The sequence below is a fragment of the Cohnella hongkongensis genome (assembly GCF_042654645.1).
In the GTDB taxonomy this organism is placed as follows: Bacteria; Bacillota; Bacilli; order Paenibacillales; family Paenibacillaceae; genus Cohnella; species Cohnella hongkongensis.
Genome location: NZ_JBHSEP010000006.1, coordinates 91579 through 111481, shown reverse-complemented (window position 1 = coordinate 111481; position 19903 = coordinate 91579). Strand labels below are relative to the sequence as shown.

The 19903-nt window shown below is 57.4% G+C and carries 14 protein-coding genes; 13 read left to right on the top strand and 1 reads right to left on the bottom strand.

Going from position 1 to position 19903, the window contains the following annotated elements:
• The first annotated feature begins 204 nt into the window (after positions 1 to 204).
• The 13 genes from ACFO3S_RS10610 to ACFO3S_RS10550 all read left to right on the top strand — a co-directional run bounded on the left by ACFO3S_RS10610 (position 205) and on the right by ACFO3S_RS10550 (position 18516).
• Positions 205 to 1992, top strand: a complete 1788-nt coding sequence (locus ACFO3S_RS10610; RefSeq protein WP_378095197.1) for a cache domain-containing sensor histidine kinase — start codon at positions 205 to 207, stop codon at positions 1990 to 1992.
• A 5-nt stretch (positions 1993 to 1997) separates the two neighbouring features.
• Positions 1998 to 3560 (top strand): response regulator transcription factor, encoded by a 1563-nt coding sequence (locus tag ACFO3S_RS10605; RefSeq protein WP_378095419.1) that lies wholly within the window; start codon positions 1998 to 2000, stop codon positions 3558 to 3560.
• An 89-nt stretch (positions 3561 to 3649) separates the two neighbouring features.
• Positions 3650 to 4993, top strand: a complete 1344-nt coding sequence (locus tag ACFO3S_RS10600; protein ID WP_378095195.1) for an extracellular solute-binding protein — start codon at positions 3650 to 3652, stop codon at positions 4991 to 4993.
• A 120-nt stretch (positions 4994 to 5113) separates the two neighbouring features.
• Positions 5114 to 5989, top strand: a complete 876-nt coding sequence (locus ACFO3S_RS10595) for a carbohydrate ABC transporter permease (RefSeq protein WP_378095192.1) — start codon at positions 5114 to 5116, stop codon at positions 5987 to 5989.
• A gap of 18 nt (positions 5990 to 6007) precedes the next feature.
• Positions 6008 to 6865, top strand: a complete 858-nt coding sequence (locus tag ACFO3S_RS10590; RefSeq protein ID WP_378095417.1) for a carbohydrate ABC transporter permease — start codon at positions 6008 to 6010, stop codon at positions 6863 to 6865.
• Between the two features lie 234 nt (positions 6866 to 7099).
• Positions 7100 to 8887: a sensor histidine kinase gene (locus ACFO3S_RS10585; RefSeq protein WP_378095187.1), complete on the top strand. Its 1788-nt coding sequence runs from the start codon at positions 7100 to 7102 to the stop codon at positions 8885 to 8887.
• Positions 8862 to 10142, top strand: a complete 1281-nt coding sequence (locus tag ACFO3S_RS10580; RefSeq protein ID WP_378095185.1) for a response regulator transcription factor — start codon at positions 8862 to 8864, stop codon at positions 10140 to 10142. The genes ACFO3S_RS10585 and ACFO3S_RS10580 overlap by 26 nt, the downstream gene beginning before the upstream one ends.
• A 223-nt stretch (positions 10143 to 10365) precedes the next feature.
• Positions 10366 to 11235, top strand: a complete 870-nt coding sequence (locus ACFO3S_RS10575) for an ABC transporter permease (protein WP_378095415.1) — start codon at positions 10366 to 10368, stop codon at positions 11233 to 11235.
• Positions 11236 to 11252: 17 nt separating this feature from the next.
• Positions 11253 to 12140 (top strand): carbohydrate ABC transporter permease, encoded by an 888-nt coding sequence (locus ACFO3S_RS10570; RefSeq protein ID WP_378095183.1) that lies wholly within the window; start codon positions 11253 to 11255, stop codon positions 12138 to 12140.
• Positions 12141 to 12199: 59 nt separating this feature from the next.
• Entirely contained in the window at positions 12200 to 13744 is a 1545-nt protein-coding gene (locus ACFO3S_RS10565; RefSeq protein WP_378095181.1) for an ABC transporter substrate-binding protein, read from the top strand.
• Positions 13745 to 13827: 83 nt separating this feature from the next.
• Positions 13828 to 14592: an MgtC/SapB family protein gene (locus ACFO3S_RS10560; protein ID WP_378095179.1), complete on the top strand. Its 765-nt coding sequence runs from the start codon at positions 13828 to 13830 to the stop codon at positions 14590 to 14592.
• Positions 14593 to 14621: 29 nt separating this feature from the next.
• Positions 14622 to 16157 (top strand): sulfatase, encoded by a 1536-nt coding sequence (locus tag ACFO3S_RS10555; RefSeq protein WP_378095177.1) that lies wholly within the window; start codon positions 14622 to 14624, stop codon positions 16155 to 16157.
• 37 nt (positions 16158 to 16194) lie between these two features.
• Positions 16195 to 18516: a glycoside hydrolase family 3 protein gene (locus ACFO3S_RS10550; RefSeq protein ID WP_378095175.1), complete on the top strand. Its 2322-nt coding sequence runs from the start codon at positions 16195 to 16197 to the stop codon at positions 18514 to 18516.
• A gap of 72 nt (positions 18517 to 18588) precedes the next feature.
• Here the strand turns inward: ACFO3S_RS10550 and ACFO3S_RS10545 are convergent, their stop codons facing one another.
• Positions 18589 to 19710 carry a polysaccharide deacetylase family protein gene (locus tag ACFO3S_RS10545; RefSeq protein WP_378095173.1) on the bottom strand — a complete coding sequence of 374 codons (1122 nt, stop codon included), beginning with the start codon at positions 19708 to 19710 and terminating at the stop codon, positions 18589 to 18591.
• Positions 19711 to 19903 lie beyond the last annotated feature (193 nt).

The following is a 19903-nucleotide window of genomic DNA, read 5'->3' as shown; positions in this document are numbered from 1 at the left end:
CTTTTCTGAACTCACCTCCGACAAAACGCGATTCTGCGTCTAGAGGACAGAAAACGCGTACTTAAACTATAGCATGTACTGGAACGAAAATAATCCGATAAGAAGTTGAATGTAAAACGGACGGTTGCAACCGTCGGTTGAGCAAGCCTGCAAGCGCGAGGAATTCGGCCGTTCATGTCGAATGAACGGAGGGGGAGGTGCGAGATGAGACGCTGGTTCGCGAATTCGTTGAAACGAAAATTAACGCTGCTGCTCGTATTCGCCATACTGCTTCCGATGCTGATCACCGGCGTCGTGTCCTACCGGATCGCCGCCTCCGTAACGGAGGAGAAGGCGAAGCAGTCGGGGATGAATACGCTGAAGCAGATCAAGGACAAGCTCGAATTCGTCATTCAGGACGTGGAGAACATGTCCATCTTCCTGATCGGGGAGAAGGATATCCAGCTTTATCTGGACAACGAGACGGAGGACGTCACCCGCTACTCGCTAATTATCGGGACGCTGACGAATTTGGCGTTTTCCAAGAAATATATCTCGAACATTACGATCAAGCCGCTGAACGGCAAGCCGGAGCTGTCCAACTCGACCATCCTCGAATCCGGGCTGCCCCCGCTGCTGGAGCAGTTCAAGATGGATTACCGGACAACCTCGAAATGGTGGACCTCCCTCTACGCCAACCGGACCAACGAAGGCGTGAAGCAGGTGATTTCGATCGTGCGGCCGATTCGCAATTTCTACAATTTCCGGGAGATCGGATGGATCGCGGTCAGCCTCGACCAGAAGGAGATCGAGCGGTTCATTAACGAGGCCGCCTGGGAAAGAAGCGGATACGTTCTGCTTCTGGACAAGGAGGACCGAATCATATCCGTTTCCGGCGGCGATCCGTCGTGGCTGTCCAAGCCCGTGGCCGAGGTGATGCCGGATATGGAGCGGCTGAACGAAGCCGGCGGAGTGCTCCAATACGGAAAAGGAAAAGAGCAGAAGACGATTTTGTACAACACGATTCCGAGCCTGGGATGGAAGCTGGTCGGGTTCATCCCGACGCAGGTGTACGGGGCTCAGAACGCATACGTGCTCAACGTAACGGCGTTCGCGACCGGAATCGCGCTCTTGCTCGCCGTCGGGCTTATGCTGCTGTTCGTTCAATGGGTGACCAAGCCGCTGACCGGGTTGACGAAATACTTGAAGGACGTGAACCCGGACGACCCGATGCCGCTTTACCCCATTCGAAGCACGGACGAGATCGGACTGCTCGTTCGCAGCTACAACAAGCTCGGCGACAAGATCGATCTACTCAAAACCCAGGTTCAGAAAAACGAAGCCAAGAAAAAAGAAGCGGACATGCAGGCGCTCCAGGCGCAGATCAATCCGCATTTTCTGTACAATACGCTCTCGTCGATCCAGTGGATCGCGCTGATGAACAAGGACAAGCAGATTGCCGAAATGGTCGGCGCGCTCAGCGATTTTATGAGATTCAGCCTGAACAAGGGCGAGGAGTACTGCCAGGTTCGCCAGGAGATCGCGCATGCGCAAAATTACGCGTATATTCAGTCCATCCGTTTTCCGGACCAGTTCGAGATCGAGTTTTTCGTCGACCCCGACCTGATGGATCTCCCCATTCTGAAGCTGCTGCTTCAGCCGCTTATCGAGAACAGTCTGATTCACGGCATTCAGAAAAAGAAGGAGAAGGGGCATGTGTTCGTGCATGGCGAACGGGACGGAGACGCCATGAAGTTCGTCGTGGAGGATACGGGAATCGGCATCGACGAAGCGACACTTCGGAGAATCCGGACCCGAATGACGGCGGACGCCGATCCCGGTCCGCAGGCCGGAGAATCGGCGAAGCCGAATGCAGGCAGCTACGGGCTGCTGAACGTTCATCGGCGGCTCAGACTGCATTATGGAAGCGGTTCCGGTCTGACGATCGACAGCCAGCCGGGGCGCGGCGCGCGAATCTCGTTTAGGATTCCGATTAAGGAGGGACAACCGTGAAAATTATGATCGTGGACGACGAGGTCATTATCCGCAACGGCCTGTGCACGGTAATCGACTGGAAGGAGCTCGGCCTCGAGCTCGTTCCTCCCGCGGCTTCCGCCGAAGAGGCGCTGGAGCGGATTCCGGAAGAGAGGCCGGACATTCTGCTTACCGACATTCGCATGTCGGGAATGGACGGCATCGAGCTGGCGAAGGAAGTGAAAGCGGCGCTGCCGGACGCCGAGGTGATCATTCTGACCGGTTATGACGACTTCTCGTACGCTCAACAGGCGCTTCGGGGCGGGGTGACCGATTATTTGCTGAAGACGAGCCGTCCGGAGGAAATCATCAAGGCCGCGCTGAAGGCGAAGCAGAACATCGTGGAAAAAAGAGAGCTGCTGAGGCAGGAGAGAAGACAGCTCGACGAGCTGAACAAACAAACGTTGATGAAGCTGCTGAACAAAGCTTTGCCGGAAGCGGGAGCGGCCGAGTTCGACCGCATTCGCGACTGGCTGCGCAGGCGAGGGGACGGCCGGTTCGACGGCGGGGGTGCGGCTCGCGTCGCGATCGTATCCGCTTCCGGGTGGGGCGGCCAACGATTCGAGGATTTGCTGATCGGCGCGGTGGACAACATGATGAACGAGCTGCTGACCTGCATCACGCTGGCCGACCGGGAACGCCTCGTCGTCGTGCTGCGCGAGGAAGCGGAGGCCGGCGGGGAAGCCGCTTTGCCGAGAGCGCTGAAGCGCGTAGGGCAAATCTTGAAATGCGAGACGTTCGCAGCGATCGGCAGCCCGACAAATCGATTCGAGGAATGGCCAGAATCGTATGCGGAGGCGGAACGGATCTATTCGTTCAAGGGCTTGATCGGAGGCAGCGGATTGTTTTCTTCCGAGGATCTGAAAGGGAGAACGGGAGGAAGAACGCTCTGCTCCGATCAGGAGGAGGCGGAGCTGTCGGCGATTCTGATGAGCGGCGACGCGACGGGACTGAGACATTGGACGAACCGGACGGTAAGAGCGCAAGTGGAAAACCCCACCGCGACTCCGGCGACGCTGCAGGCCTATCTTCGTTCCGTCGTGCTCGCGGGCTTCCGCTGGCTGGAGAGAACGCGAACCGGGGAAGCGGCTTCCCCCCAGACGCCGCACCTGCCCGCGGACCCCGTCTACGACTGGGGAGGACGCCCGGAGGACGAAGTGTTCAAAAGCTTGTCCGCGGTCATGGCGGCTTATCGCGAGGCGATGGACCGGAATCGGTTTTCGTACATCCGCAAGGCGATCGACTACATTCGCGAGCATCTCGATCAGCCGCTCTCGCTGCAGCAGGTGGCCGGATTCGTGCACTCGAATCCGAATCATTTCAGCGAGGTGTTCAAGCGGGAGACGGGGATGACCTACTTGGAGTTCGTCACCCGGGAGCGAATGCGCAAAGCGGCCGAAATGCTGCACGGAACTCCGATCAAGGTAGCCGAAATCGCCCATCGCGTAGGTTACGTGGACATCAAATATTTTACTCAGCAGTTCAAGAAGCACACCGGCAAAACGCCGTCCGAATACCGCCAGTCTCCGAAGGAAGCTGAATATTGACCCCCGTCGCTCCGAAGTTTATCCCGTTATCCCGAACGCATCCGCCCTTTATACTGAACGTGTAACGAGAGACAAGGAGGGCATAACGCATGAAGAAAGCAGGGTTAACGGCGCTGCTGGCCGCAGGCATGGCCGTATCGCTGATCGGGTGCGGCGCGGGCGAGAGCAGCCCCTCCCCGGCAGAGAGCGGGGCTTCGCCGGCGAACGCTTCCGGCGAGAAGGTCAAGCTGTCCATCTGGCACAACTATACGGGCGACGACCTGCGGGCGCAGACGATGCGGGCCACGCTGGAGCAGTTCCAGAAAGACAACCCGAACATTCAATTGGAGGTTCAAGGCATTCCGCCCGACGGTTATCGGGCGCGCCTTAAGACGGTGGCCGCGGCGAACGAAATGCCGGACCTGTTCGTCATGTGGCCCGGAATTATGACGAAGGAATTCCACGGCGGGGATCTGCTGCAGCCGATCAACGAGCTGATCGACAGCAAGCCGGAATGGAAGGAAGGATTCCTTCCGAACTCCTTTAACGATTTTACGATCGACGGCGGCATCTACGCCGTGCCGATGGCGCTGTCGCCGACGTCGATTCTGTACTACAACAAGAAGCTGTTCGCGGACCACAACGCACAGCCTCCGAAGACGTGGGACGACTTGATGAATCTCGTCGATACGTTCAACAAGGCGAAGATCACTCCGATCGCGCTCGGCAACAAGGCGGCATGGCTGGCGCAATCGAGCATCCTCAGCTCCCTGGGAGACCGGGTGACGGGCACGGAATGGTTCCTTAAAGCGGTGGCGGGAGACGGAGCGAAGTTCACCGATCCGGAATTCGTTCAAGCGCTGACCTATTTGAAGCAGCTGGCCGACGCCAAGGCGTTCCAGGACGGCTTCAACAGCATCGACAATACGCAGATGGAGCAGATGTTCGCGCAGGGCAAAGCCGCGATGATGATCGACGGCGGCTGGGCGCTGACCAATCTGGCAGCCAACGCTTCGCCCGAAGCTCTCGCCGATATGGGCGCCACGGTGCTGCCGTCCGTACCGAACGGCAAAGGCGATCCGAACTCTCTGTCCGGAGTCGTCGGCACGGGTCTCGGTCTGAGCAAAAACGTGGAAGGCGCCCGCAGGGAAGCCGCCTTCAAGCTGATCTACGAGATGGCCAGCCCGGAAGTTCAGAAGAAAACGCTGGAGGGCAATCAGTTGGTCAGCTACAAGGTCGATCTGGATACATCCAAAGTTTCCCCGATTTTCGCGGAAGTTTACAGCTTGCTGGGCACCGTTACGACGACGCCGGTTTACGACGGGCGCCTGAGCTCCGCGGTCGCGGACGTCATGAACAACGGCCTGCAGGAGCTGCTCATGGGCGGTTCTCCCGAAGCGATCGCCAAGAAGATTCAGGACGCGCACGAGAAGGAGCTGGCTGCGGCGAAATAAAGAAGCGGGAATCGCGATTCCAGCTGCCGGACTTTCCGGCGCTGGAATCGGTTCGTTTCTCAGCTCGCGAGTCCGCTGTCCCGAGGACGGCGAAGCCGCGCCGCATGCAAGGAGGGAACCATGACAACTTCAGCGCGAATCAAGGGATTTATCGCGATCGGAATATTGCCCGCTCTGCTGCTTTATTTGTTTTTCGTCGTCGTTCCGATCTTCTGGTCCGCCTATTACGGGTTTTTCGATTGGAAGGGCATCGGAGCAGCCAAATGGATCGGATTCGACAATTACGCGGAAGTGGTTCGGGATCCGATCTTCTGGAGAGGCTTCAAGAACAACATGCTGATCGTCGCCGCTTCCGTGTTCGGACAGGTGCCGATCGCCATGATTCTGGCGCTGCTGCTGACGCGGACGAATCTTTTCCAGAAGATCATACGGGCTTCGGTGTTCATGCCGATGGTGCTGTCGTCCGTCGTCGTGGGCATTATCTGGAGCTATATTTATCATCCGCAGATCGGCATTTTGAACTTCCTGCTCGATTCGGTCGGGCTGGAGACGCTCAAGAAAGCTTGGCTGTCCGAACCGAGCATTTCCATGTACATGATCATGCTTCCGATTATCTGGAACTATATCGGGCCGTATATGATCATCTTTATCGCGGCGCTGCAGAACATCCCTTCCGAGATCAACGACGCCGCGCAGATCGACGGCGTTGGCTCGGTCCGCAAGCTGTTCCGGATTACGCTTCCGATGATCTGGGATACGATTAAGGTCGTCGTCGTCCTGTGCATCTCGGGCAGCCTGAAGGCGTTCGATCTGATCTACGTCATGACCGGCGGCGGGCCGGCGCATACGACGGAGGTGCTTGCCTCATATATGTACAACAGCACCTTTAACGTGTACCGGTTCGGGTACGGCAGCGCGATATCGACGTCGATCATTATTTTAAGCCTGATATTGATCCTCGGCAGCCAATACCTCATGAAACGGGATTATCGATAGGAGGCGATACACATGCAGATGGAGCAGAAGCTTCCCTTTAATCCGGGACGGGGCTGGGCGAAAATAAGCCGCGGGTTGATCCATATCGGATTGTCCCTGTACGCGATCGTGACGCTGTATCCGCTGTTCTGGCTGTTCACCAGTGCCTTCAAGACGAACGAGGAATTCGATTCGCGGCCGTTTTTCCTGCCCGAGGTCTGGCAGTGGGGCAACCTGTCGCGGGCTTGGGAAGTGTCGGCGATGGGCGCCTCGCTGATCAACTCGACGATCGTGACGATCGCCGCCCTCGCGCTGACGCTGCTGCTCGGCGCGCTGGCCGCTTACGTGCTCGCGCGTTTTCAGTTCCGGCTGAAGGCCTTCCTCATGGGCCTGTTCCTGCTGGGCATGCTCATTCCGATTCACAGCACGCTCGTTCCGCTGTTCATCATGCTGAAGAAGGTGTCGCTGCTCGATACGTACTGGGCGCTGATATTGCCTTACACGGCGTTCGAGCTCCCGCTTGCGATCTTCGTAACGGCGGCCTTCCTGACGGCGATTCCGAAGGAGATCGAGGAGGCCGCGCTCATCGACGGCACCGGCTACTGGGGCATTTTCTTCCGGATGATGCTTCCGCTCAGCCTTCCGGCTCTGTCGACGGTAGCGATTCTCGGCTTCCTGCGGTTCTGGAACGACTTCGCGTTCGCGCTGATTTTCATCAGCAAGCCGGCGCTCAAGACGGTTCCGCTCAGCCTGTCGGTATTCGCCACCGGCTATTCCACCGATTACAAGCTGACGATGGCCGCGATGACGATCGCCGTCATTCCGACGATCGTCGCGTTCCTGATGTTCCAGGAGCAGATCATGAAGGGAATGACCGCCGGGGCGGTCAAAGGATAGTAAGCTGCGTCCTCTGCTTTTCTGCGGGGCTGACCTGTGTAAGCCCAAGCGGTTTTCGGCAGAGGCCTGCAGCGCCGTCATACCGCGTTTTCCGCTGCAGCCCGACCCGGTCGGGCTGCAGCTCGTTATACCGATCCAGCCTGATGGGCAGTAAGAAGAAGAAGGGGACGGAACAGGCGTCTTGATGAAAGCGCTTCACTCCTATACAATACTATCAACAAAGGAGTTGAAGGGATGCGCAGAGGATACAAGACGATGCAAAAGCTGTTTAAATCTCTGCAAAACAAGATCCTGTTCGTTTTTGTCATTCTGATTCTCCCCTTATTCGTTCTTCTGATTTATTACAATTTCTATTCCGGAGAAGTCATTCGCAACCAAGTTGCCCATTCTAACGGCAACCTGTTGAGAATGTATATGGGGACGATTGATCGCGAATTGGAGGATGTCAATAAATACTTGTTCAGCCTGGTGGCGCAGGAACCCGATCTTCTGGCGCTGAACGTGTCGGAAGCGGACGATCCCGAAGCGTACCATTTGGCGAGAATCCGGCTGAGCAACCGATTGCTGGCTAATGTCGTCTACTACGACAAGGTCGAAATGTTTTTTATTTATTCCCTCCGGAACGAAGACCTGCTGGCCGTGGAAACGCAGTTGATGCCCTATCAGGAAAAGGAGAGCCTGAAAAACGAGATCGTCGCCTTGTTCGATCGGGCCGGCGTTCCCGAAGGCAGCGAATGGTTTCTGCACCGTTCCCGCGAGTTTCCGTCCCTTTACCGGGTCATTCGTTACGGGGACGTGTATATCGGGGCGCTGATGAATATCGGCAGGCTGATGGTCCCGTTCGAATCCACCGATCTCGGAGAGGACGGAAAAATATTGATGCTCGACAGCGAGTATCAACCGGTGACGAATGGACCGGAGGCCGACGAGCCGGATTTGCAGCTCCAAGGCGCCTTCAAGAGCGCGTACGAGATGACGGGATCGAAAAACCGCTTCATGGCCGTCGGAGAACGCTCCCGCCAGGGACAGTTCGGCGTCGTGGCGCTCATCTCCGACAAGCCTATCATGGAGAACATTCCGTATTTGCGAAGGCTTGTCTGGCTGATTGCCGTAGCGACGGTGATCGTGCTGCCTGTCGTCTACTTGTTTTTGCGACGGATCGTGCTCGTTCCGATGAAGCGGATCATCTCGGCGATGCGGAAAATCCGGGCCGGGGATTGGGAGACGCGTCTGAGCGGTCCGGCCTCGTCCCGCGAGTTTTCGATTATTAACGAAACCTTCAATACGATGGTCTCCCAGATCAAGGAGCTGAAGATCAACGTCTACGAAGAGCAGCTCAACAGCCAGAAGGCGGAATTAAAGCATCTTCAGCTTCAGATCAATCCCCATTTTTTCCTGAATTCCCTGAATATCGTCTATCACCTGGCAGAGGTCAAAAATTATTCGCTCATTCAGGAAATCGCGCTCAGCCTGGTGCAGTACTTCCGTTTTATGTTCCGCAGCAATCTGTCGTTCGTGTCCGTCCGGGACGAGCTTGAGCATACGCGCAATTACTTGCGGATTCAGGAGATGCGTTTTCCCGAGAAGCTGAGCTCCGAGGTGTCGGTGGAGGATCGATTGCTGGAGAAGACGGTGCCTCCGCTCGTCTGCCAAACGTTCGTGGAAAACGCGATCAAGCATGCGATATCGATGGACGGATCTTTGCGCATTACGGTAAAGGTGTCCGTCGACCGGGCAGATCCGCGGTATATGCGGATCGAGATTCGCGATACGGGCAGAGGCTTTCCGCCGGAGGTGCTGGAGCGATTGGGCAGAAAAGACGATATCGGAGAGGGGCAGGGAGTTCATATCGGCATATGGAACATCCGGAACCGCTTGCGTCTGCTTTATCCCGACGGAGACGCGGACCTCGGCTTTGCCAACGGCCCTAACCAAGGAGCGGTCGTGCAGATCCGCTTGCCCATAAGAGACAGCGAGAGAGAGGAGGCGGGGGCCGATGTATCAAGTGCTGCTCGTCGATGACGAATACCACGCCATTCAAGGATTGCAGTCCGGCGTCAATTGGGACAAGTTCGGGATCGGCGCCATTCACGCCGCTTACAATATCCGCCAGGCCAAGGAAGTGCTGAACAACCATCCGGTCGACTTTATGATCTGCGACATCGAAATGCCGGAAGGAAGCGGCATCGAGCTGCTCCGATGGGTCAGGGAGCATTACCCGGACAAGGAGTCCGTTTTTCTTACCTGCCATTCCGACTTCGGGTTTGCCAAGCAGGCGATCCAGTTGGGCAGCCTCGACTACCTGCTGAAGCCGGTCCGGTACAGCGAGCTGGAGAAGGTCATCGAGAAAGCGCTGGACAAGGTGGAGCAGAAGAGACAGCAGGACCGCTTCAATCGAACGTACGATCACTATTATCGCTTGTGGAAAAGCCACGAGCCGCTTCTCGTCGAGCGGTTCTGGCAGGATCTGCTGAGCCGGAATCCGTCCTCCATTCCGGAGGAGCTCCGAAGAACGCTGAGTCCGAGCAAGGCTTCCTACACGGAGCAGTCGTTGTTCAGGCCGGTGCTCGTTCGAGTGCAGCGATGGCATCGGACGCTGTCGACGCGGGACGAGAAAATCATCGAGTACGGCATCCGCAACGCCGTGGCTTACAGCTTGATCCCCGGGCAGGACATGGGACAGGTGATCCGACGGGATGCCGGACTGCTGCTGGCCATACTGCCCTGGACCGACTCGGCGGCGGATACGGAAGATGAATTGAGGGAGCGCTGCCGTTCCTGTATCGCCTTTTGCAGTCGGCACCTGTTTTGCGACGTGTCTTTGTACGTGGGTCATCCGTCCCGCATCCAGGAGATGGCCGGAATGCTGGACAAGCTGCTCGTCTTCCACAGAAGACACGCCCAGACGGCCGGCGGCGAATATTTCCTGGAGGATTCGGAAGTCGGTCCGCCGGACGAAAGCCGGGCCGTAGTGGACAAAGTAAGGCGATTCATCGCCGAGCATCTCGACCAGCCGTTAACGCGCAAGGAGCTGGCCCAGCACGTCTATCTCAACCCCGATTACCTCGCCAAGCTGTTCAAGAAAACGACGGGAATCGCGCTTACCGACTACGTCGTCAACGAACGGATGCGGCTGGCGAAGGAGATGCTCGAACGCGGCGGAGTTCCGATCGGGGCGATCGCGTCGGCGGTCGGCTACTCCAGCTTCTCGTACTTCTCGAAGACGTTCAAAACCCAATACGGAGTCACTCCCCAGGAGTTCCGCGAACGGCTTTGACGCCCTCCGGCGGAGCCGCCGGCCGCTGCCACCCGCTTGAACCTTGCCTCTCGCAAGGTTTTTTGCCGTTCGCGCACAGATCCGTATTTTTATAATGACAGGTCTGATTTGCGTTAGAAGGGGAACGTTGCGTCATCTATGATGTTGTTAACCGCAAAAGAGGAGAGGAGCAAACGACGTGAGCGCGTACAAGAAATACTCCAAATACGGCGTTCTCTACTTGATGATGGTCCCGGCGCTGGTCTACTTCCTGATCAACAACTACTTGCCGATGCTGGGCATCGTCATCGCCTTCAAGGACGTCAACTTTGCCAAAGGCATCTTAAACAGCGACTGGGCGGGCTTCAAAAACTTCGAATACCTGTTCAAAACGCGCGACGCATGGATCATCACAAGGAACACCATCCTATACAACGGTTCGTTTATTTTCCTGAATTTGTTTTTTGCGCTTGCGGCGGCGATCCTTCTTAACGAAGTGGCGAACCGGTTTTTCAAGAGGGTCTATCAAAGCCTCCTCCTGCTGCCTCATCTGATTTCCAGCGTCATCATCGGCTATCTCGTTTACGCTTTTCTGAATATGGACACCGGCTTCATGAACAAGACGGTGCTGCCCCTGCTCGGTCTGGACGAGATTTCCTGGTATTCCGAGCCCCAATACTGGCCATTCATTCTGCCGATCGTCAGCATCTGGAAGCAGGCCGGATACCTGTGCGTCGTATTCCTGGCATCGATCGTCGGCATCGACAAGGAGTATTACGAAGCCTCGACGATCGACGGCGCTTCGAAATGGCAGCAGATCCGGGGCATTACGATTCCGTTGATCATGCCCGTCATTATGATTATGACCCTGCTGCAGATCGGAAGAATCTTCTATTCCGATTTCGGACTGTTCTATCAGGTGCCGCTTAATTCCGGCGCCATCCTGGATACGACGAACGTCATCGACACGTATGTTTTCCGCGCCTTGATCAATCTGGGGGATATCGCCATGTCCTCCGCCGCCGGGGTTTACCAATCGCTCGTCGGGTTCGTGCTGGTCATTACCGCGAATCTCGTGACCCGAAAAATAAACCGAGACAATGCGTTGTTCTAAAAAAGGAGGTGCGCGTCATGCGAGCCAAAGAACGAATGTACCAATCGCTTGTCAATCTAACGATGGGTCTGCTCTCGCTTCTGTGCGTCCTGCCTTTCGTTCTGCTGTTCTCCTCGTCGATTACAGCGCAGTCCGAAATCATCGTCAGCGGATACCGTTTTATCCCGTCCAAGATCGATTTCGAGGCTTACGAGTACTTGCTGAACGATGCCGCCAGCATCGTCAGGGCTTACGGCGTTACCGTTACGGTTACGGCGATCGGCACGGCAGCCAGTCTGGCGATGACGACGCTTGTGGCTTATCCGCTATCCCGGAAGGATCTGCCCCACCGCAACTTCTTTTCCTTCTATATCTTTTTCACGATGCTGTTCAACGGCGGCCTCGTTCCGCTCTACCTCGTTTATACGAAGCTATTCGATTTCAAAAATACGCTTTGGGCGCTTATCGTGCCGATCGCTCTGGTTAACGCCTTCTATGTCATCATTACGAGAACGTTCTTCCAATCCACGATCCCGATCGAGGTGATCGAATCGGGCAAAATCGACGGCGCCGGGGAGTTCAAAATCTTCTACCGGATCGTGCTCCCTCTGTCGCTTCCGATTTTGGCTACGGTCGGATTGTTTCAGACGATCCACTTCTGGAACGACTGGTTCAACGGCCTTATCTTTTTGACGGACAGCAGCTTGTACAGCATTCAAAACCTGCTTAACCGGATTTTGCTGGATGCCCAGTTTCTGTCGACGATGGATTTCGGGACGGCTCAGGGCGAGCTGCTGGCGGGAATTCCGACGATGACCGTCCGGCTGGCGATTGCGGTCATCGGAGTCATTCCGATCCTGGTCATCTACCCGTTTTTCCAACGCTTCTTCGTGCAAGGGCTGACCGTCGGCGCGGTTAAAGGATAGGCTGAACCCGGCTTTAAAGCCGGATAAGCATAGATCAACCAACTACGGGAGGGTTTCATATGAACGCAAAGATCAAGCTGTCGCTTCTCCTTGTACTCGCATTCGCCATCCTTGCGGCGGGCTGTTCGAGCGGGAAGGAAGGGGGCAACCCGGCCAGCTCGCCGTCCCAGGCCGCCTCGTCCTCCGGCCATAACGAAAATCAGGGAAAGGCCGATTTGCCGCCGTACGAGATTACGATGGTCTATATGGCGAACGAGTCAGAGGACCAGCAGAGGGTCGCGGAGGCGATGAGCAAAATTACGAAGGAAAAAATTAACGCGACCGTCAAGCTGATGCCGATCAACGCGGGCGCGTGGTCCCAACAGGTCAACTTGATGCTGGCCAGCCAGGAAAAAATAGACGTCATTATGACCTCTTCGATCTACGGCTTCTCGACCCAGGCGACCAGCGGCAACTTGCTGTCTCTGGACGAGCTGCTGGCCAAGTACGGGCAAGGCATCTCCGATTTGATGGATAAAGCTTACTTGGGGGCAGGGAAGGTCAACGGCGCTCAATACGCGATTCCGGTCAACAAAGATATGGCGACGCAAGGAGGCATCATCCTGCGGAAGGATTTGGCCGACAAGCACGGCATCGACGTGTCCGCGATCCAGTCTCTGGACGACCTGGACGCCGTATTCGAGACGATCAAGAAAAACGAGCCGAGCCTGCTTCCCGTCGCGATTGCCACGCCCAATACGCTGAGCCCGGTCGATATGCTGTCGACGAGCGACCAATTGGTGGACGGAATCGGCGTGCTTCCCGGCTACGATAACGGGCTTAAAATCGAAAATCCATACGAGCGTCCGGAATATGCGGAATTGCTGAAAAAGATGCGGGAATGGTACCAAAAAGGCTATTTCTCCAAGGACGCCGCCACGAATACGGAACCTCCGGCAGAGCTCGTGAAGGCGGGCCGGGCATTTTCCTTCTTTAACGCAATGAAAGTGGGCTCGTCGGAGTCCCAGACGATCCGGACGGGCATGCCGATGATCGCCATTCCTCTGACGAAAGCTTATTCTACGACGTCGCATGTTGCCAACTTCATGCATTCCATTCCTCTCGGTTCGAAAGATCCGGAAAGAGCGATGATGTTCATGGATTTGCTCTACACGGACAAAGAATTGATCAACCTGTTGAATTGGGGCATTGAAGGCGAGCATTACGTGAAGAAAGCGGATGACGTCATCGACTATCCGGAAGGCGTCGATATTCGGAGCGTCAAATATACGACGAACAACCAAAGCTTCATGTTCGGCAATCAGTTTCTGAACTACGTCTGGCCGAATCAGCTTCCCGACATCTGGGAGCAGACGGAGCAGTTCAACCGCAGCGCGGAAAAATCGAAGGCGCTCGGCTTTACGTTCGACACGACGCCGGTCAAGTCCGAAGTAGGCGCCGTGAACAACGTCAAGCAGCAGTTCAAGGGCGGTCTGGAGTCGGGTACGCTCGACCCGGACAAGGTGCTTCCGGAATTTCTGGACCGTCTGAAGCAGGCCGGAATGGACAAGATCATCGCAGAGAAGCAGCGGCAGCTGGACGCTTGGGCGCAGACGCTGCAGTAAAGGAAAGCTTCTCGCATGGGGGACGGAGCGGCAGCGGGCTCGAGCCGTCCCTTCTATCGGGCAGAGCGAGCGGGTGAAAGACAATGAGCGTCATCGAGACGGATATATGGACGATTTCATACGTTGATCTGTCGCTAAGAATCGTGGCTTCGCTCGTGTTGGGCGGGTTGATCGGGCTTGAGCGCGAATGGCACAACCACGCCGCCGGACTTCGTACGCATATTCTCGTCTGCGTCGGATCGACCGCTATTATGCTGTTGTCCATCTACGGGTTCGGAGAATTCGCCCACGAATACAACGTGCGCATGGATCCGGCACGGCTTGCCGCTCAGGTCGTATCGGGCATCGGCTTTCTGGGCGCGGGAGCGATCATCCGGACAGGGGTCAACATCACCGGGCTGACTACGGCGGCCTCGATCTGGGTCGTGGCGGCGATCGGCTTGTGCGTGGGAGCGGGCTTCTTCTACGGAGCGGGACTCGTGACCGTCTTCGTGCTGATCAGCCTGTTTCTGCTCAACAAGCTGGAGAAGCGCATGCATGACAGCCGGGCCAAAAACGAGGTAAGGATCAGAATCGTTAATCGGCCGGGCAGCGTCGGAGGCATCGCCGATCTGTTCGAAGCGAGCGGCTTGACCATCGTTCACTTGTCGTTGGAGACGGAGACGGGCGACAAGCTGGAGGACTCCGTTCGGATTTTGCGCATCAAACTGCTGAAGCCGCGCACGAGGCAATTGATCGACTTGTACGACAGCCTGCTGGCTTCGGAGCACGTCTTGTCGTTCGACAGCGCGGAAGCGTTAAAGGACCGCCGATTTTACGAGGGCGGGGGAGCTTCGACGACACTCTGACTATGATGAAGTTAGGAGGCGGCACCCTTTTGAATATTATCATGATTACGATAGACAGCCTGAACAAGCATTACTTGAAGGCGTACGGACAACCGGTCGATCTGGACGTGCGGACGCCCAACATCGACAGGTTCGCGGCCAAGTCGGCCGTATTTGACCGCCATTACTCCGGAAGCCTGCCGTGCATGCCGGCAAGAAGAGAGCTTTATACGGGCACGCAGGAGTTTCTGTGGCGGTCGTGGGGGCCGGTGGAGCCGTTCGATACGCCGATCGCCCGGGCAGCCAACGAACAGGGCTACACAACGCAGTTTATTACAGACCAGTTTCACTTTTTTCTCGGGTACAGCCACGGATATTACGACGATTACAGAGGCTTCGAGCTGATTCGCGGGCACGAGCTGGACCCTTGGAAGACGGCTCCGCTCGGGGAGAGCGACCGGGAGTTTCTGAAGCGCATCCTGCATAACCCGCACGCGCCGGAGCCGTTCAGCCGCGGCGCTTACGCCAGGAACGTCAAGCATTTCGCCAAGGAGGAGGATTTCTTCGCGCCGAGAGTGTTCAAGACCGCCGAGCAATGGCTGGAGGACAATCGCGCGCACGAGAAGTTCATGCTCACCATCGACAGCTTTGACGTCCACGAGCCGTTCCATAATCCGGACAGCGTCGCGGGCCTGTACACCGACGAGAACATCCATGATCCCGATCTTCCGGTCTGGGCGCATTCGGGCAGGACGGACGAGGGGAGCGGCCGGTTATCGGAGAGGCAGCTTGCTTTCCTGCGCGCGCAGTACGCCGCCAAGATCACGCTGGTCGACAAGTGGCTCGGCAAAGTGTTCGACAAGCTGGACGAGCACCGGCTGTGGGACGACACGATGGTCATCCTCACCTCGGATCACGGCCATTATTTGGGCGACAGAGGCTTGATCGGCAAGCCGTTCTACAACAATTACAACGTGCTGGCGAATATACCGCTCATGATCTGGCATCCGCAGGGCGCTCATAACGGCCAAAGAGTGTCTGCCCTTACCTCCACGATCGACCTGTACGCGACCATGGTGGAGGCGACCGGCGCGGAGGTTCGTTCGCCGAGCCACAGCCGCAGCCTGCTTCCCCTGCTGCAAGGGAAAACGGACAAAGTGCGGGACTGGGCGGTGTACGGCTATTTCGGCCAGAGCCTGAACATTACCGACGGCGAGCTGACCTACCATGTCGCGCCGGACGAAAGCGTTCCGCTGTACAACTATTCCACCATGTACATCAACCCGATCGCTTTTTTCTTCCCGGGGTACGTCCCCGATCAGGTGGAGAGCGGGAAGTTTCTGCCCTATACGGACGCGACGGTCTGGAGATACGAGGTGAAGGTTCCGCCGGAGTTCGCGGGCTTCCGGAAGGCCGGCTACGCCAACGAGCTGTACGATCTGAAGAACGATCCTTGGCAAAGCTCGAATCTGCTGCATTCGCATCCGGACTTGCGAAATCGCATGAAGGAATTGCTGCATTCGGCTTTGTCAGAGCTGCAGGCTCCGCGCGAGCAGTTCCTTCGGGCCGGCTTGACGCCGGGATGAGCATTCTGCGCTATCATCAGATAAGGGGTGGAAAACGATGGAGGAGCAATACGGGACAGGAATGAGCGGCAGGAAATCCGCGGCGCAGCAGACCGACATTCGCTATGTCGAGAACCCGAGCGGCCCAACGCTGGGCTATTCCGCCTCATCCGGCGTCCGCATCGTGGAGCAGGACGGCTTGAGGTTCAAAAGCCTCAGCAAAACCGAACGGCTGCTTCCCTACGAAGACTGGCGGCTCCCGGCCGAAGAACGGGCGCGGGACCTGGCCTCGCGCCTGTCGATCGAGGAAATCGCGGGCCTGATGCTGTACAGCCCCCATCAAGCCGTCCCGGCGACTTTCGGGTTTCTGCCGGCGACCTACGGCGGTTTGCCTTACGATCAAAGCGGCGCCGAAGACGGGGAGCTGACGGATCAGCAGCGCGCTTTTCTGGAGAACGACCATATCCGGCACGTGCTGGTGATGTCGGTGTCCAGCCCCCAAGCGGCAGCCGAATGGAACAATCGCCTGCAACGGTTGGCCGAGGCTTTGCCGTTCGGCATCCCGGTCAATATCAGCTCCGATCCGCGTCACGGCACCGTTTCGAGCTCGGAGTACAACGCCGGCTCCGGCGGAGCCATCTCGATGTGGCCGGAAGCGCTCGGTCTTGCCGCCACGTTCGATCCGTCCGTCGCGGAGCGGTTCGGCGAGATCGCGTCGCGCGAATACCGCGCGCTGGGAATCGCGACCGCTCTGTCGCCCCAGGTCGATATCGCCACCGACCCGCGCTGGAGCCGGTTCAGCGGGACGTTCGGCGAAGATCCCCGCCTGTCCGCAGACATGGCCCGCGCCTATATCGACGGGTTCCAGACCTCCAAGGGAGATCGGGAGATCCGCGGCGGCTGGGGCTGGGATAGCGTCAACGCGATGGTGAAGCATTGGCCGGGAGGAGGCTCCGGCGAAGGCGGACGCGACGCCCATTTCGGCTACGGCAAATATGCCGTCTACCCCGGAGGCAGCTTCGAGGAGCACCTCCTTCCGTTTACGGAAGGAGCGTTCGATCTGAAGGGCGGAACCGGGCAGGCGTCCGCGGTTATGCCCTACTACACGATTTCATACGGCCAGGACCGCGTTAACGGAGAGAACGTCGGCAACGCTTATAGCTCCTGGCTCATCCACGATTTGCTGCGGGAGAAGCACGGATACGACGGCGTCGTCTGCACGGATTGGGGAATTACGGACGACGAGCCGCTTCGGATAGAGCGATTGTTCCCTGGCGGACGCTGCTGGGGGGTCGAAGAAGGATTCACCGTCGCGGAGAGGCATTACAAGATTTTAATGGCGGGCGTCGATCAATTCGGCGGCAACAGCGAGATCGCTCCGATTCTCGAAGCGTACCGGATCGGAACGGAGAAGCACGGCGAAGCGTTCATGCGGGCGCGCTTCGAGCGTTCGGCCGTTCGACTGCTGACGAACCTCTTTCGTGTCGGCCTGTTCGAGAACCCGTATCTCCGTCCCGGGGAGAGCGCTCGAATCGTCGGCAGCGCGGATTTCGTCACGGAAGGCTACAGGGCGCAGTTGAAATCGGTCGTTCTTCTGAAGAACCGGAACGGAACGCTGCCTCTTCCCAAGCGGAGCAAGGTCTATATTCCTCAGAGGTATACGCCGGCAGGCGTCGACTGGTTCGGCGCGCCGTACCCGGAGCGGACGGAATATCCGGTCAGTCTGGACGTCGCGGCCAAATATTTCGAGCTTGCCGCTGCGCCGGAAGACGCCGACTTCGCTCTCGTCGCCATCCGCGGAGCCGATTCGGGGAGCGGATACAGTCCGGAGGATGCGGCCGCGGGAGGAAACGGGTATGTGCCGATCAGTCTTCAGTACAGGCCGTATACCGCCAATCACGCCCGTGAGCGAAGCATCGCCGGGGATTCGAGGGACCCGGACTCGGGCAATCGTTCCTATCGCGGCAAGACGGTTGAAGCGCAGAACAGCGCCGACTTGGACATGGTGCTGGACGCGCGGGCCGCAATGGGCGGCAAGCCCGTTATCGTGCTGCTTCACTTGGCGAAGCCGACCGTTTGTCATGAATTTGAGCCCGCAGCCGACGCAATTCTGGTCCACTTCGGCGTTCAGGATCAGGCGATCATGGACATTCTGACCGGGGCAACCGAGCCGTCCGGACTGTTGCCGATGCAGCTGCCTGCCAATATGCGCACCGTAGAAGATCAGGCGGAAGATATGGCCTTCGATATGGAGGTTCACGTCGATACGGAAGGCAACGATTACGATTTCGCTTTCGGGCTGGACTGGAGCGGGAAAATAGACGATTTCCGCACCCGGCATTACGGCAGGCTCGGTTCTCGCGGGGCCAAGGGACAATAACGGTAAAAAAGGCATGGATCTCTCCAGTCAAGAGCGCGGATGCGCATCGGGAGATCCATGCCTTTGCTTTTGCTACAAGCCGGCGCTGCGTTTGCGTCCTTGGAGCAGCCTCCACCCCGTCCATACCCAGAGAAGGCCGACGAGCAGCCAGGCAGCCGCGGAAATCAGGAACACGGATTTCCGCTCGGCCGGGGACAGGAACGGAGAGAACGTGCCGTCCAGCCGCTTCTCCGCCTTCTTCATCAGCTCGATCTGCAGATCCGGATCGTTGTCCGCGCCTCCCGCGTTCAGCCGGTACCCGTTCGTCTGGCCCGCGGCGTTAAGCCCGGGCCGCACCGTGAAGGTGACGTCGATGCCGAGCCGCTTGCAGACGTCGAGCACCGTTTCGGAAAACGCGCCGTACGGGAAGGCGAGAGCGTAATTCGTCCGGCCCAGCTCCCGCTGCAAAATCTCGTTGGCCTGCCGCAAATCCTCGTAAACTCTCTTCTCGTATTCCTCTTCGGTTTCCAGCCGGTTTTCCTTTTTCAAATACCTCGGCTTCGCCAGCACCGGCTTCAGCTCTTCGTTGTCCGGAGCGGTCGGCATATAGCGATGGGAATCGTAGGTATGGCTGAAAAAATCGATTCCTCCCTGCTGCATTTCCTTGACCTGCTCCCAAGTCGCTTTCGGGAAAGCGCCCTTCCTGTCCCCGACTTTGCCTGCAATCAGGAAGGCGGCCGACGGAGCTTCGTATTGCTTCATCAGCGGGTATGCATGGCTGTACAGCGATTCGTAGCCGTCGTCGAAGGTCAGCAGCACGGCGTTGTCCGGCACGGGAGCGGAATGAAGGATGAAATCTCTGTATTCGTCCATCGTGATCCACTTGAAGTTGTTGGCCTGCATAAGCTGCAGCTGCTTCTCGAAGTTGGCGACGCTGAGCGATTTGCTGTCCTGCGGCTCCGGGCTGACGTCGTGATACATAAGCACGAGTACGCGATCTCGGTAATAAACGCCGTTCGGGCTCGTCGGGGTCGGCTTCAGCCCGTAATAGAGCGAAGGAGACTTGTCCAGCGCGATCGCCTGCACGAGGGCGGGCGCCGCCCGATGCAGAGACGGGAAATAGCCGTTGTACCAGCGGATCGTCAGCAGGCCGATCGCTGTCGTTCCGAGCGCCAGCACGAGCGTTAAAATCAGAAATTTGGTTTTGAGCGTCATGGTTGTACCTCTCATTTGCTAGTGGGGTGCCTAAAACATAGGTCTCCTAATCATACCAGATTCTGTACGGAGATTCGACAATCTGTTCCGCTTCTCGAACGCTATTCCGCATTTGTTTATGATTTGTTGATAGCCAATGAAGTAGAATGAGGTCGATTTATCCAATTAGGGGTCAGCTAGCCTGGTTCAGTCA

Coding starts and splice junctions, on each gene's coding strand:
- ACFO3S_RS10610 (WP_378095197.1), top strand. CDS start 205: ATGAGACGCTGGTTCGCGAATTCGTTGAAACGAAAATTAACGCTGCTG.
- ACFO3S_RS10560 (WP_378095179.1), top strand. CDS start 13,828: ATGAGCGTCATCGAGACGGATATATGGACGATTTCATACGTTGATCTG.
- ACFO3S_RS10550 (WP_378095175.1), top strand. CDS start 16,195: ATGGAGGAGCAATACGGGACAGGAATGAGCGGCAGGAAATCCGCGGCG.
- ACFO3S_RS10585 (WP_378095187.1), top strand. CDS start 7,100: ATGCGCAGAGGATACAAGACGATGCAAAAGCTGTTTAAATCTCTGCAA.
- ACFO3S_RS10595 (WP_378095192.1), top strand. CDS start 5,114: ATGACAACTTCAGCGCGAATCAAGGGATTTATCGCGATCGGAATATTG.
- ACFO3S_RS10570 (WP_378095183.1), top strand. CDS start 11,253: ATGCGAGCCAAAGAACGAATGTACCAATCGCTTGTCAATCTAACGATG.
- ACFO3S_RS10580 (WP_378095185.1), top strand. CDS start 8,862: ATGTATCAAGTGCTGCTCGTCGATGACGAATACCACGCCATTCAAGGA.
- ACFO3S_RS10600 (WP_378095195.1), top strand. CDS start 3,650: ATGAAGAAAGCAGGGTTAACGGCGCTGCTGGCCGCAGGCATGGCCGTA.
- ACFO3S_RS10565 (WP_378095181.1), top strand. CDS start 12,200: ATGAACGCAAAGATCAAGCTGTCGCTTCTCCTTGTACTCGCATTCGCC.
- ACFO3S_RS10605 (WP_378095419.1), top strand. CDS start 1,998: ATGATCGTGGACGACGAGGTCATTATCCGCAACGGCCTGTGCACGGTA.
- ACFO3S_RS10545 (WP_378095173.1), bottom strand. CDS start 19,710: ATGACGCTCAAAACCAAATTTCTGATTTTAACGCTCGTGCTGGCGCTC.
- ACFO3S_RS10575 (WP_378095415.1), top strand. CDS start 10,366: ATGATGGTCCCGGCGCTGGTCTACTTCCTGATCAACAACTACTTGCCG.
- ACFO3S_RS10590 (WP_378095417.1), top strand. CDS start 6,008: ATGGAGCAGAAGCTTCCCTTTAATCCGGGACGGGGCTGGGCGAAAATA.